The organism is Silvimonas sp. JCM 19000, assembly GCF_054652575.1.
In genome coordinates this window covers 120,042-132,008 of sequence record NZ_BAAIHC010000008.1, presented here as the reverse complement: position 1 = coordinate 132,008, position 11,967 = coordinate 120,042, and the positions used below count along the sequence as shown (strand labels likewise).

The 11,967-nt window shown below is 58.3% G+C and carries 13 protein-coding genes; 9 read left to right on the top strand and 4 right to left on the bottom strand.

Annotated features, from left to right (window positions below; genetic code table 11):
* Positions 1-19 precede the first annotated feature (19 nt).
* The 6 genes from trmD (at position 20) to ACYQ1A_RS09795 (ending at position 4,340) form a co-directional block, all read left to right on the top strand.
* Positions 20-820: a tRNA (guanosine(37)-N1)-methyltransferase TrmD gene (gene trmD, locus ACYQ1A_RS09820; protein ID WP_499361905.1), complete on the top strand. Its 801-nt coding sequence runs from the start codon at positions 20-22 to the stop codon at positions 818-820.
* Positions 821-824: 4 nt separating this feature from the next.
* Complete coding sequence (gene rplS / locus ACYQ1A_RS09815) at positions 825-1,208, top strand: 50S ribosomal protein L19 (protein WP_053939938.1); 384 nt, start codon at positions 825-827, stop codon at positions 1,206-1,208.
* 96 nt (positions 1,209-1,304) lie between these two features.
* Positions 1,305-1,820: a methylated-DNA--[protein]-cysteine S-methyltransferase gene (locus ACYQ1A_RS09810; RefSeq protein WP_499361887.1), complete on the top strand. Its 516-nt coding sequence runs from the start codon at positions 1,305-1,307 to the stop codon at positions 1,818-1,820.
* Positions 1,810-2,736: a site-specific tyrosine recombinase XerD gene (gene xerD, locus ACYQ1A_RS09805; RefSeq protein ID WP_499361886.1), complete on the top strand. Its 927-nt coding sequence runs from the start codon at positions 1,810-1,812 to the stop codon at positions 2,734-2,736. Before ACYQ1A_RS09810 ends, xerD begins: the two co-directional genes overlap by 11 nt.
* A 78-nt stretch (positions 2,737-2,814) precedes the next feature.
* Positions 2,815-3,639, top strand: coding sequence for a mechanosensitive ion channel family protein (locus ACYQ1A_RS09800; protein ID WP_499361885.1), 825 nt, complete (start codon positions 2,815-2,817; stop codon positions 3,637-3,639).
* 137 nt (positions 3,640-3,776) lie between these two features.
* Positions 3,777-4,340 carry a hypothetical protein gene (locus ACYQ1A_RS09795; RefSeq protein WP_499361884.1) on the top strand — a complete coding sequence of 188 codons (564 nt, stop codon included), beginning with the start codon at positions 3,777-3,779 and terminating at the stop codon, positions 4,338-4,340.
* Between the two features lie 60 nt (positions 4,341-4,400).
* Here ACYQ1A_RS09795 and ACYQ1A_RS09790 read toward each other — a convergent pair whose 3' ends face one another.
* Positions 4,401-5,051 carry a response regulator gene (locus tag ACYQ1A_RS09790; RefSeq protein WP_499361883.1) on the bottom strand — a complete coding sequence of 217 codons (651 nt, stop codon included), beginning with the start codon at positions 5,049-5,051 and terminating at the stop codon, positions 4,401-4,403.
* Positions 5,052-5,242: 191 nt separating this feature from the next.
* On the opposite strand from ACYQ1A_RS09790, the gene ACYQ1A_RS09785 reads away from it, so the two are divergent.
* Positions 5,243-5,638, top strand: a complete 396-nt coding sequence (locus ACYQ1A_RS09785; protein WP_499361882.1) for a response regulator — start codon at positions 5,243-5,245, stop codon at positions 5,636-5,638.
* A 2-nt stretch (positions 5,639-5,640) separates the two neighbouring features.
* Positions 5,641-7,272: a diguanylate cyclase gene (locus ACYQ1A_RS09780; RefSeq protein ID WP_499361881.1), complete on the top strand. Its 1,632-nt coding sequence runs from the start codon at positions 5,641-5,643 to the stop codon at positions 7,270-7,272.
* 104 nt (positions 7,273-7,376) lie between these two features.
* Here ACYQ1A_RS09780 and clpA read toward each other — a convergent pair whose 3' ends face one another.
* Together clpA and clpS are read right to left on the bottom strand one after the other, a co-directional pair.
* Positions 7,377-9,644: an ATP-dependent Clp protease ATP-binding subunit ClpA gene (clpA, locus tag ACYQ1A_RS09775; RefSeq protein WP_499361880.1), complete on the bottom strand. Its 2,268-nt coding sequence runs from the start codon at positions 9,642-9,644 to the stop codon at positions 7,377-7,379.
* Positions 9,641-9,952 (bottom strand): ATP-dependent Clp protease adapter ClpS, encoded by a 312-nt coding sequence (gene clpS, locus ACYQ1A_RS09770; protein ID WP_053939931.1) that lies wholly within the window; start codon positions 9,950-9,952, stop codon positions 9,641-9,643. The genes clpA and clpS overlap by 4 nt, the downstream gene beginning before the upstream one ends.
* Positions 9,953-10,209: 257 nt before the next feature.
* Between clpS and ACYQ1A_RS09765 the strand changes: the two genes are divergently transcribed.
* Positions 10,210-10,413 (top strand): cold-shock protein, encoded by a 204-nt coding sequence (locus ACYQ1A_RS09765; RefSeq protein WP_053939930.1) that lies wholly within the window; start codon positions 10,210-10,212, stop codon positions 10,411-10,413.
* 229 nt (positions 10,414-10,642) lie between these two features.
* Here the strand turns inward: ACYQ1A_RS09765 and icd are convergent, their stop codons facing one another.
* Positions 10,643-11,866: an NADP-dependent isocitrate dehydrogenase gene (gene icd / locus ACYQ1A_RS09760; RefSeq protein ID WP_499361879.1), complete on the bottom strand. Its 1,224-nt coding sequence runs from the start codon at positions 11,864-11,866 to the stop codon at positions 10,643-10,645.
* Positions 11,867-11,967: the final 101 nt, after the last annotated feature.

The following is an 11,967-nucleotide window of genomic DNA, read 5'->3' as shown; positions in this document are numbered from 1 at the left end:
AACGGGGGCGGCAGTGAGCATGCGTTTCGACGCGATTACGCTGTTCCCCGATATGTTTGACGCCATCACGCGGCACGGCATTACGCAGCGCGCGGTGGAGCAGGGCATCATCGATTTTGCCGCGTGGAATCCGCGTGATTTTACGCATGACAACTACCGCCGCGTGGACGACCGTCCTTATGGCGGTGGTCCGGGCATGGTGATGTTGCCGCAGCCGCTGGAAGACGCCATTGCGGCGGCCAAAGCGCGGCAAGCGGCATTCGGGCTAACACCCAAAGTGGTGTATCTGTCGCCGCAAGGCGCGCCGCTCACGCATCAGCGTGTGCTGCAGCTGGTGGCGGAACCTGGCCTGATCCTGTTGTGTGGGCGTTACGAGGGCGTGGATGAACGCGTTCTGCAACGCCAGGTCGATCTGGAAATTTCGGTCGGCGATTATGTGCTGTCAGGGGGCGAGCTTCCTGCCATGGTGTTGATCGATGCGTTGGCGCGACATTTGCCCGGCGTACTTAACACTGCGGCCAGTGCAGAAGAAGATTCGTTTGCGGATGGGTTGCTGGATTGCCCGCATTACACCCGTCCCGAAGATTACCGCGGCATGGCGGTCCCGGAAGTTCTGCTCTCGGGTAATCATGCCAACATACGTCGCTGGCGCCTTAAGCAGTCGCTGGGCCGCACCTGGTTGCGGCGCGCTGATTTGCTGAAAGACCGCCCGCTTTCAAAAGAAGAAACTCGTCTTCTGGCTGAATTCAAGGCCGAGCATGCTGCTGAGCAACGTGCTGCTTCCGTTGAAGAAGAAGGTACAAGTTTCGTAAAGGAGTAAGGTCATGAACCTGATTCAAAAGCTCGAACAAGAAGAAATTGCACGTCTGGACAAAACCATCCCCGAATTTGCACCTGGCGACACCGTCGTTGTGCAAGTCAAGGTGAAGGAAGGCAACCGCGAACGTCTGCAGGCGTTTGAAGGTGTTGTGATTGCCAAGCGCAATCGCGGCCTGAACAGCGCGTTCATCGTGCGCAAGATTTCCGCTGGTACCGGCGTGGAGCGTTCGTTCCAGCTGTACTCGCCGCTGGTTGCTTCGATCGAAGTGAAGCGCCGTGGTGATGTACGCCGTGCCAAGCTGTACTACCTCCGCGATCGTTCGGGCAAGTCCGCACGTATCAAGGAAAAGTTGCCGGCTCGCAAGGCCGCTCCGGTTGCTGCCAAATAATTCTGGCTGCTCCGATAAAAACGCGAGGCTCGTCCTCGCGTTTTTTTTCGTCCCGTGTTTGTTAACATCAACGCCTGTTCTGCTTTGGCGTTCTTCATGCCCCGTCCCGATCAATATCCCGAATATCAAGCCGTGATTGCCACCCCGGTAGGACCGATAGGCTTGGCCGCCGATGGCGACGTGCTGGTGCGGCTGGATTTTCTGCCCCAGGACCTGCCGTTGCGGCCGACGCAAAGCAGCATCCTGCGCGAGGTGGAAAGTCAATTGCATGCCTGGTTTGCCGATCCAGACGTAGTGTTCGATATTCCCTGGCGCGCGGACGGCACGCCGCATCAGCAACGCGTGTGGCAGGCCATCTACGAGATCGGCGTGGGCCAGACCCGCACCTACGCCGATGTCGCCCACGACGTGGGCTCAGTGGCGCGCGCTGTGGGCGGCGCCTGTGGCATGAACCCCATCCCCATCATCATTCCCTGCCATCGCGTGGTCGCCGCCAATGGGCTGGGTGGCTTTAACGCTAATCGCAATGGCCGCGACTGGTTGCCGATCAAGCGCTGGCTGCTGACGCACGAAATGCAGGATCTGTTCGCCGGAGCGCACGGTGGCGCGTAACGTTGCCGCCGTCGCCAACGAAGCCAACCAGGCTTTGATTGATCGCTTTGTGGACCAGGTCTGGCTTGCGGACGGGCTGGCACGCAATACCGCCGACAGTTATCGGCGCGATCTGGTGATCTGGGCCATCTGGTTGGAAGCACGCGAGCGTGGCGTACTGGCCGCTCAGCGTGACGATGTGCAAAGTTTCCTCGCCGAAGCGGCGCGCACGGCCAAGGCCGCCACCCTGGCGCGGCGCATGGCCAGCTTGCGCAAGTTCTACCAGCATTGGCTCAACGATGGCCGTATCCAGCACGACCCGACCGTCACCTTGACCGCTCCGCCGCGCGTGCGGCCGCTGCCCAAGGGATTGTCTGAAGCGCAGGTGGAAAATCTGCTGGCAGCGCCCGATGTCGAAACCCCGGCCGGTCTGCGCGACCGCGCCATGCTGGAACTGATGTATGCCACCGGCTTGCGCGTTTCCGAACTGGTCAGTCTGGATATTGCCGATCTGCATTTAAGCGAGGGCTATGTGCAGGTGATGGGCGGGAAGGGCGGCAAGCAACGGCTGGTGCCGCTGGGTGAAGAAGCGCGTGAATGGCTGCAGCGCTACATCAGTCAGGCCCGGCCGCTATTGCTGGCCGGTTCACACGCGCCGCAAGTGTTGGTCAACCAGCGCGACGGTCATGCGCTGACGCGCCAGGGCGCGTGGTACATCATCAAGGGTTATGCCACCACGGCAGGTATCCATGCCGAGCAGCTGTCGCCCCACGTCTTGCGCCATGCCTTCGCCACCCATCTGCTGAATCATGGGGCGGATCTGCGCGTGGTGCAGTTGCTGCTGGGCCACGCCGACATCGGCACCACGCAGATTTACACCCACGTTGCCACCGCACGGCTGCAAGCACTACATAAAGCCAATCATCCTCGAGGTTGAGTTCCCGCCACCATGTGCCAGGCTAAGGCGCTTGCCTCATGTTTGTAAAAACGAAAACCGGCCCCTGGAGCGATTGTTATGGATACAACCTCAGTCACGCATTACCGCGATATTTTTATGGCGTACGCCACCGCTTTTGGCATCAAAATCCTGGCGGCGGTGGCCTTTTGGGTAGTGGGCCGTTATCTGATCGGGCTGGCGGTGCGCCTGGTCGAGAAGTCGCTGGAGCGGCAAAAACTTGATCCCACCGTCCTGCGTTATATCGGCTCGGTGATTACCGTTACTTTGAACGTGCTGTTGGTGATCGGCATCCTTGGTTATTTTGGCGTGCAGACCACCACGTTTGCGGCCTTGATTGCCGCCGGCGGTGTGGCGATCGGCCTGGCGTGGTCGGGCTTGCTGGCCAACTTTGCCGCCGGGGCGTTTTTGATTGTGTTGCGGCCCTTCAAGGTGGGCGACTTTGTCACCGCCGCCGGTGTGACCGGCACGGTCAAGGAGATCGGTTTGTTCGTCACCGCCATCAACACGCCGGACAATGTGCTGACGCTGGTGGGCAACAACAAGATCTTCTCCGATAGCATCCAGAACTACTCGGTCAATCCGCATCGTCGGGTTGATCTGAAAGCGCAACTGGCTGGCTCGACCGATCCGGCTGCCGCCATCGCCGTGCTCAAGCAGCAAATCAGCGCCATCCCCAATGTGCTGGCCGAACCCGCGGTCGATGTCGAGATCCTCGAGTTCAATCTTGTCGGCCCGGTCTTGGCAGTTCGGCCATATTGTCATAACGATAACTATTGGCAGGTCTATTTCGAGACCAACCGGGTGATCCGCGAGAGCTTTGGCCAGGCTGGCTTTGCCGCGCCGATGCCCGCGCAAACCGTGTTGCTGCAACAGACAGCCTGAGCCCACGCGGCCAGACGCGGGTTGCCGTCCGACAGGGGCATAGGCGCGCTGCCGATGCCGATTACAACGCACATATCGGCACCATGCAGATCTGTGCGCCCGGTCTTTCGGCCGGGGCCATCCTTAAGGAGCACACGATGTCGGCCAACCGGATCATGTTGATTCGCCATGCGGAAAAACCGGAGGCCACACCGTTATCAGGTGGCGTTAATCCCGATGGGGGCGTCAATGCCGAGGCCTTGTCGGTGCGGGGCTGGTCGCGCGCTGGCGCGCTTGCGGTCTTGTTGGCGCCGTCGAGCGAGATGATTGTCGACGCCCGCATCGCCAGCCCCAACGCCTTGTTTGCCTGCCCGGCACGCAAGCCGGGCGAGAGCGAACGCGCGGTGCAGACCTTGCAACCGCTGGCGGCCAAACTGGGTCTGCCGATCAATACCCGATTTGGTCGCGGCGACGAAGCGGCGTTGGCGATTGCGGCCACTGAAACCGAAGGCACGGTATTGATTGCGTGGGAACACAAGGCGCTGCCTGGTCTGGCGCGTGCCATAGTCGGCAAGCATGTCAGCGTGCCCGAGCACTGGCCTAGCGAACGCTTTGACGTGATCTGGTTGCTCGAGCAAATGGAGCATGCGCAGCCCTGGTATTTTCGCCAGGTGCCGCAATTGTTGTTGGCCGGTGATGCCGGCGTGGCGCCCGAGGGCTAATCGTTCGCTATGCAAAAAGGCGAGCCGCGGCTCGCCTTTTTTATCAAACCCGCGCTGCGCTCAGGCTGAAATCTGATCGCGCGCCGGGTCGACCAGGCCGCTGCGTACGGCCTTCAAGGTGAGGCTGGCCACATCGCGACAGCCCAGCCGCTGAATCAACTGGCCGCGATGGAACTCCACCGTCTTAGGACTAATCCCAAGCAAGCGCGCAATCTCTTTGGTCGATTTGCCCAAGGCGATCCAGCGCAGAATTTCTTGCTGGCGCGTGGTCAGCGTTTCGGTGCCAGTGTCATTGGCGGCGCTGGCTAACGCTTCGATCTGTGGACTCAAAAACACATGGCCGTCCAGCACGGCAATAATCGCCGCATGCAAGTCTTCCAGCATGCAGTCCTTGAGCAGATAGGCCCGAGCCCCGCGTTTGAGCGCATCGAGTACCACGTGCGGTTCGTCGTGTGACGACAGCACCATCACGCGTATATCGGGGGCGTTCAGGCGGACTTCTTGCAGGATATCCAACCCGGACTTGCCGGGCATGGTGATGTCAAGAACCACCAGATCGGGCCGCATCGTCATGATGTCATTGAGCGCGGTGTCACCATCGGCGGCCTCGGAGACGATCTCCAGGTCATTACGAGTGGCGAGTACGGCGCGTATGCCCAGACGCAGCAATTGGTGATCGTCGGCGATGATGATGCGGTGTGGGGTCGGCATAGGGCGCAGAGTAGTAGATGATCGGAGCAGCGTAGGCGCTGCGGCTACAGACTCATGTAAGGAACAGAGTTAGTATAAGCTAAATTTGCGATCTTTCCAGGCAGGGATAACCGCTGGTACCCGTGGTACGGCAATGTCTCTGCTACCCTTGGTAGACGCCGCGCCGTTTGCGGCCCCGATGGATAACCGTCATGCCCGAGTTGCAACGTATTCTGTACGTCGAGGACGAACCTGATATCCAGTTGGTGGCGCGCATGGCGCTTGAAATGATAGGCGGTTATCAGATCGTTTTGTGCTCATCCGGCCAGGCCGCACTGGATGCCGCCCCGACCGCGCAAGCCGATCTGTTTTTGCTGGATGTGATGATGCCTGGCATGGACGGCCCCACCACCTTGGGCCGTTTGCGTGAACAACCCGCCTTGGCGGGTATCCCGGCGATCTTTATGACGGCCAAAGCCCAACCGGCCGAAGTCGCCAACTTGTTGGCTTTGGGCGCCAGTGGTGTCATCCCGAAGCCGTTCGACCCGATGACCTTGGCGGACGAAGTGCGCAGCATCTGGCAAAACGCCATTACAAAAGGGGATTAGCCGTGGCAGCTGCCAGCGACGATAAATTAAAGCAGTTCCAGGCCGCCCTCGCCGAACTGCAAGTCCGGTTCAAAAACGAATTGCCGGCACGGCTGGCAGGCATTCGTGCGCAAATCGAGACCTTTGTCACCGAGGGCCTTGATGCGACGACTCGTGAAGACCTGCAGCGTCAGATTCATAGTTTGACCGGCTCAGGTTCCACCTTTGGCGCACCCGAACTGACGCGCACCTCGCGCGAGCTGGAAAAATTCTACCGTGCCCATCTGGCCCCGCTGGAACGCCCGGATGAAGACCGCGCCGCCCAGCTGTGGCAGTACTTTGACGGGCTGATTCAGGCGGCCGCGCAGTTTATTGATCCGCTCGGACTGGCAGGAGCGCGTAACCCGGCCGCCGTTGAAGGCCCGCGCCAAACCGTCATCTTCAGTCAGGATGAGGCCACCGCCGAGTTGATGCAGATCGAGCTATCGCTACTCGGTATCGACAGCATCACCATGACGCGCGACGTGATTCCGGAAGGCCCGATCGATCTGCTGATCGTTGATCTGGATGGTGTGTCGCAGCCGCTGGATTTCTTTGCGGGCTGGGCACCGGGCATGCCGGGCGCGCCGGCACGCATGGTGTGTTTATCCGAGCACGCTGATGTCTCGACCCGATTGATTGCGGCACGTCTGGGAGCACATGCGTTTTTGCACAAGCCGGTATTGAGCGAAGAGCTGACCGACCTGATGCAGCGCCTGGATGAAGGGCGCCGCCAACCCGGTTATCGCGTTCTGATCGTCGACGACGAGCGCCAGCTGGCCGAGTACTACGCGCTGGTGCTGCAGGAGGCTGGCATGCATACGGCGGTGGTCACTGGCCCGGTGCATATGTTTGAAAAGCTGGCCGAATTCCGTCCTGAGTTGATCTTGCTGGATTTGTATCTGCCGGGCTGGAACGGCCTGGAAATCGCCAGCGTCATTCGCCAGCAATCGGCATATATCAGCATCCCCATCGTGTTTTTGTCGACTGATCAGACTGCTTCCAGTCGCCTTGAGGCAATGCGTCGCGGCGCCGATGATTTCCTGACTAAGCCGATCGATCCGCATTATCTGGTGACTGCCATCCAGAGCCGCGCTGCGCGCTACCGCGCCTTACGCGAACAAATGACGCGTGATGGTTTGACGCGGGCGCTGAATCGTAATGCCATCCTGCAATTGCTGCAGATCGAGGAATCGCGCTGCCGACGCAATAACCAGCCGTTGACGCTGGCGATGCTGGATATCGATGACTTCAAACCTGGCAACGAACAATACGGGCATCAGGCAGGTGATCAGGTGTTACGGGCGCTGTGTTCTTTGCTGCGGCAGCGCTTGCGCGCGAGCGACGCCATCGGGCGCTACGGTGGCGAAGAGTTCCTGCTGGTGCTGCCCAATACCAGCCAGAGCGACGCCATAGCGCTGGTTGAGGCTTTGCGTGCCCGCTTTGTGCTGATCCGCTTTCCGTTTGCCATGCCGTCGGTGGCATTCAGCTTTAGCGCGGGCGTAGCCACGTTGCGCGCAGGCGAAACGCCTGACGCACTGATCGCGCGGGCCGATCAATCGCTGGCGCTGGCAAAAGAAGCGGGGCGCAATCGCGTCTTTACCAGTTTCGAATAAGCGCGCGGGCATCGCCCCGGCGACGTCTGGGCAAACAACATAAAAAAGCCCCGGCCAGTTTGCACTGGTCGGGGCTTTGTTTTTGCGCGGCGCGGATTTAACGCTTACGCCGGCACCACGTTTTCTTGCTCGTGGATGTTGAGCACCACTTTGTCGTCGTCGTCGAGGTCGATGGTCACTTCGCCACCGTTGGCCAGGCGACCAAACAGCAACTCGTCGGCCAGTGCCTTGCGGATCGTGTCCTGGATCAGACGCGACATCGGGCGGGCACCCATCAACGGATCGAAACCCTTCTCGGCTAGATAGGCTTTCAGCTTGTCCGAGAAATGCGCATCGACCTTCTTCTCTTGCAACTGCATTTCCAGCTGCATCAAGAATTTCTCGACCACTTGCAGAATGATTTCCTGGCTGAGCGGTGCAAACGAAATCGTGGCATCCAGGCGGTTGCGGAATTCCGGCGTGAACATGCGCTTGATCTCGGCCATTTCGTCGCCGGTTTCCTTCTTCGCCGTAAAGCCGATGATGGCTTTGTTCAGCGATTCGGCACCCGCGTTGGTGGTCATGATCAGAATCACGTTACGGAAGTCTGCTTTACGCCCGTTGTTATCCGTCAGCGTGCCGTGGTCCATCACCTGAAGCAGCACGTTAAAGATATCGGGATGCGCTTTTTCAATTTCGTCCAGCAACAACACGCTATACGGGTGCTTGGTAACTTGTTCCGTCAACAAACCGCCTTGCTCAAAACCGACATAGCCCGGAGGCGCGCCAATCAAACGCGATACGGCGTGGCGTTCCATATATTCCGACATATCAAAGCGGATCAGCTCCACGCCTAATGTATAAGCGAGTTGCCGTGCCACTTCGGTTTTGCCGACACCGGTCGGGCCCGAGAATAAAAAGGCACCAATCGGTTTTTGCGGATTGCCGAGGCCAGCGCGCGACATCTTGATCGCACTGGACAATGCATCGATTGCGTTTTCCTGGCCAAACACCACGTTTTTCAGATCGCGGTCCAGGGTTTTCAATGTGCTCTTGTCATCATTGGAAACACTCTTCGGCGGAATTCGGGCAATCTTGGCCACGATTTCTTCGATCTCGCCTTTGCCGATGGTCTTTTTCTGACGCGACTTGGGCAGTATCTTTTGCGCCGCACCGGCTTCGTCGATCACATCAATGGCTTTATCGGGCAAATGCCGGTCATTGATATATTTGGCCGCCAGTTCTGCCGCCGTGGTCAAAGCCGCAACGGTGTATTTAACGCTGTGGTGTTTCTCAAACTTGTCCTTGAGACCTTTAAGAATCTCAACGGTCTGTTCAACCGTCGGTTCAACCACGTCTATCTTCTGGAAGCGACGCGACAGCGCGTTGTCTTTTTCAAAGATGCCGCGGAATTCTTGATACGTGGTCGCACCGATGCATTTGAGCGTGCCATTCGACAACGCCGGCTTCAGCAAATTGGATGCATCCAGCGTACCGCCCGAAGCTGCGCCTGCACCAACGAGCGTATGAATCTCGTCGATAAACAGAATGGCATTGCGCTCTTCCGACAATTGCTTGATGACGGCTTTTAAACGTTGCTCAAAGTCGCCGCGATATTTGGTGCCCGCCAGCAATGCGCCCATATCAAGCGAATAGACGGTGGCATCAGCCAGAATATCAGGCACGTCGCCTTCAATAATGCGGCGCGCCAGACCTTCGGCAATTGCGGTTTTGCCCACGCCAGCCTCACCCACCAATAGCGGGTTGTTCTTGCGACGGCGGCACAGGATCTGCACCACGCGCTCCAGCTCGGCATCACGGCCAATCAAGGGATCGATGCGGCCGGTCAGGGCTTGCTGGTTGAGGTTCTGGGTAAAGCTTTCGAGTGCGCCGCCGGGGCCCACTTCGGATTCGTGATCTTCGCCTTGTTCCTGACGCGGCGGGGTGGAGGCCACCGGGCCGCTCTTGCTGATGCCATGGCTGATAAAGTTGACCACGTCCAGCCGGGTGACGCCCTGTTGATGCAGGAAGTACACGGCATGGCTGTCTTTCTCGCCGAAGATGGCCACCAACACGTTGGCGCCGGTCACTTCTTTCTTGCCCGACGATTGCACGTGCAGAATGGCGCGCTGGATGACGCGCTGAAAGCCGATGGTAGGTTGGGTTTCAACCTCACCGGTGCCAGACACCACGGGCGTGTGCTCGGTGACAAAGTCAGAGAGCTGCCGACGCAGGTCATCCATGTTAGCGCCGCATGCGCGCAGTACTTCAGCGGCTGAGGGGTTATCAAGCAGGGAGAGCAGGAGGTGCTCCACGGTGATGTACTCGTGGCGCTTCTGTCTCGCCTCCATGAAAGCCATGTGCAGGCTTACTTCCAGTTCCTGGGCGATCATTCATTTACCTCCATGATGCATTGGAGCGGGTGCTGATGTTGGCGGGCATGCTCGATCACCTGCGCCACCTTCGTTGCGGCAATATCTTTGGGATACACGCCACAGATGCCTCGTCCTTCAGTATGGACTTTGAGCATGACTACGGTCGCTTGTTCAAGCTGCATTCCAAAAAAACCTTGCAGCACTGCGACCACAAATTCCATAGGCGTGAAATCGTCGTTCAGTAAAACGACCGTATACATGGAGGGTGGTCCACTGCGGACTTCTTTCTCCAGCAATTCCCGCTCAATCTGATGCTGTTGCGCCATAACAATCCATTCGTTATTCACGATTTCATTTTGGCCCGTTGGAGCGCTTTTTCAAGCGTTTCCTGGAAACAACAGTTTGCGAAACGGCCCTTTGAGATGCTTGACCTTGTGCGTAAATGTCGCGTAAAACGAATGCGCGTTTGATGGACAAGTAAACATGCAGTTCCGGTCTAACCCGTTGTGCAGGTCTTGACTTCAAACATCCGGCCCGGAGATGGGCGCACGCTTTAACTGTTTATCCTGGAGAAAGACCTAATATGGCAACGGGTACCGTCAAGTGGTTCAACGATTCTAAAGGCTTTGGCTTCATTACTCCGGACGAAGGCGGCGAAGACATTTTCGCTCACTTCTCCGCGATCAATATGCCCGGCTTCAAGACCCTGAAAGAAGGCCAACGTGTGACGTTTGAAGTCGCACAAGGCCCGAAGGGCAAGCAAGCAGCAAACATCCAGGCTGCATAAACCGCGCCGTTTGTTTGTTATAAAAAACCCCGCCCCGGCGGGGTTTTTTTATTGCCGTCCGTCTGTTCTCCATTACGGCAGATGGTGCGGTGCCACAAAAAAACAATCACGGCTGCGATTGTTCCGGCTGAACGGCAGATTCTGCCGACGGCGATTGCGACTTTCATGCAACAAAAAGCCCCGCACGCGGCGGGGCTTTCAGAGCGCGGTCAATTCGACCGATAAAGCATTACATGCGCTCGATAATGGCCTTACCGAATGCCGAGCAGCTGACTTCCTGCGCGCCATCCATCAAACGGGCAAAGTCGTATGTCACGATCTTGTCTTTGATGGTGGCTTCCATCGCGGTAATGATCAGATCGGCAGCTTCTTTCCAGCCCATATGGCGCAGCATCATTTCAGCCGAAAGCAACAGCGAGCCCGGGTTCACTTTGTCCTGGCCAGCATACTTGGGCGCGGTGCCGTGGGTGGCTTCAAAACACGCCACGTTATCCGACAGGTTGGCGCCCGGTGCAATACCGATGCCGCCCACTTCTGCCGCCAGCGCGTCAGAGATGTAATCGCCATTCAGGTTCAGCGTAGCGATAACGTCGTACTCAGCCGGGCGCAGCAGAATCTGTTGCAGGAAGGCGTCTGCGATCACGTCTTTGATCACGATGCCGTTGGGCAATTGCAGCCACGGGCCGCCTTCGATTTCAACGCCGCCGAACTCGCGCTTGGCCAGCTCGTAGCCCCAGGTGCGGAACATGCCTTCGGTAAATTTCATGATGTTGCCCTTATGGACCAACGTCACGGATTTACGGTTGTTGTCGATGGCGTACTGGATGGCCTTGCGCACCAGGCGCTCGGTGCCTTCCTTGCTGACCGGCTTGATGCCGATGCTGCTGCTGTCCGGGAAACGGATTTTCTTGACGCCCATTTCGGTCTGCAGAAATTCGATGACCTTTTTGGCGCCATCGGATTGCGCGTCCCACTCGATACCGGCGTAGATGTCTTCGGTGTTCTCACGGAAGATCACCATGTCGATCAGATGCGGTTGCTTCACCGGCGAAGGCACGCCGTCAAAGTAACGCACCGGGCGCAAGCACACGTACAGATCGAGCTGCTGGCGCAGGGCCACGTTCAGCGAACGGATGCCACCACCGACCGGCGTGGCCAGCGGGCCTTTGATCGAGACCACGTATTCTTTCAGTGCGGCCAGGGTTTCTTCGGGCAGGTAATTGTCATTACCGTAAACGCGCGAAGCCTTCTCGCCACAGTAGATTTCCATCCAGTGAATCTTGCGGGCACCGCCGTAGCTCTTCTTGACGGCCGCATCCACCACATCTTTCATCACCGGGGTGATGTCCACACCAATACCATCACCTTCGATGAACGGAATGATCGGGTTATCGGGCGTAGCCAGGTTGGCTACAATCCGTGCGCCCTCTTTGGGTACTTGAATGTGACTCATGTGAATTCCCATACAGGTTGGACAACGCCTCAGCGGCGTGTAGACCAGGGATTATCGCGTGAAGCCTGCCGCGTGCCAAGGTTAGATGCAGTACCGCCCCG

What these genes read in the sequence shown, in the direction of transcription:
- clpS (WP_053939931.1), bottom strand. Translation starts at nt 9,952, where the DNA reads ATGGCGCAACAGCATCAGATTGAGCGGGAATTGCTGGAGAAAGAAGTC.
- ACYQ1A_RS09790 (WP_499361883.1), bottom strand. Translation starts at nt 5,051, where the DNA reads ATGCCGACCCCACACCGCATCATCATCGCCGACGATCACCAATTGCTG.
- ACYQ1A_RS09810 (WP_499361887.1), top strand. Translation starts at nt 1,305, where the DNA reads ATGCCCCGTCCCGATCAATATCCCGAATATCAAGCCGTGATTGCCACC.
- ACYQ1A_RS09785 (WP_499361882.1), top strand. Translation starts at nt 5,243, where the DNA reads ATGCCCGAGTTGCAACGTATTCTGTACGTCGAGGACGAACCTGATATC.
- rplS (WP_053939938.1), top strand. Translation starts at nt 825, where the DNA reads ATGAACCTGATTCAAAAGCTCGAACAAGAAGAAATTGCACGTCTGGAC.
- ACYQ1A_RS09795 (WP_499361884.1), top strand. Translation starts at nt 3,777, where the DNA reads ATGTCGGCCAACCGGATCATGTTGATTCGCCATGCGGAAAAACCGGAG.
- ACYQ1A_RS09800 (WP_499361885.1), top strand. Translation starts at nt 2,815, where the DNA reads ATGGATACAACCTCAGTCACGCATTACCGCGATATTTTTATGGCGTAC.
- clpA (WP_499361880.1), bottom strand. Translation starts at nt 9,644, where the DNA reads ATGATCGCCCAGGAACTGGAAGTAAGCCTGCACATGGCTTTCATGGAG.
- icd (WP_499361879.1), bottom strand. Translation starts at nt 11,866, where the DNA reads ATGAGTCACATTCAAGTACCCAAAGAGGGCGCACGGATTGTAGCCAAC.
- trmD (WP_499361905.1), top strand. Translation starts at nt 20, where the DNA reads ATGCGTTTCGACGCGATTACGCTGTTCCCCGATATGTTTGACGCCATC.
- ACYQ1A_RS09765 (WP_053939930.1), top strand. Translation starts at nt 10,210, where the DNA reads ATGGCAACGGGTACCGTCAAGTGGTTCAACGATTCTAAAGGCTTTGGC.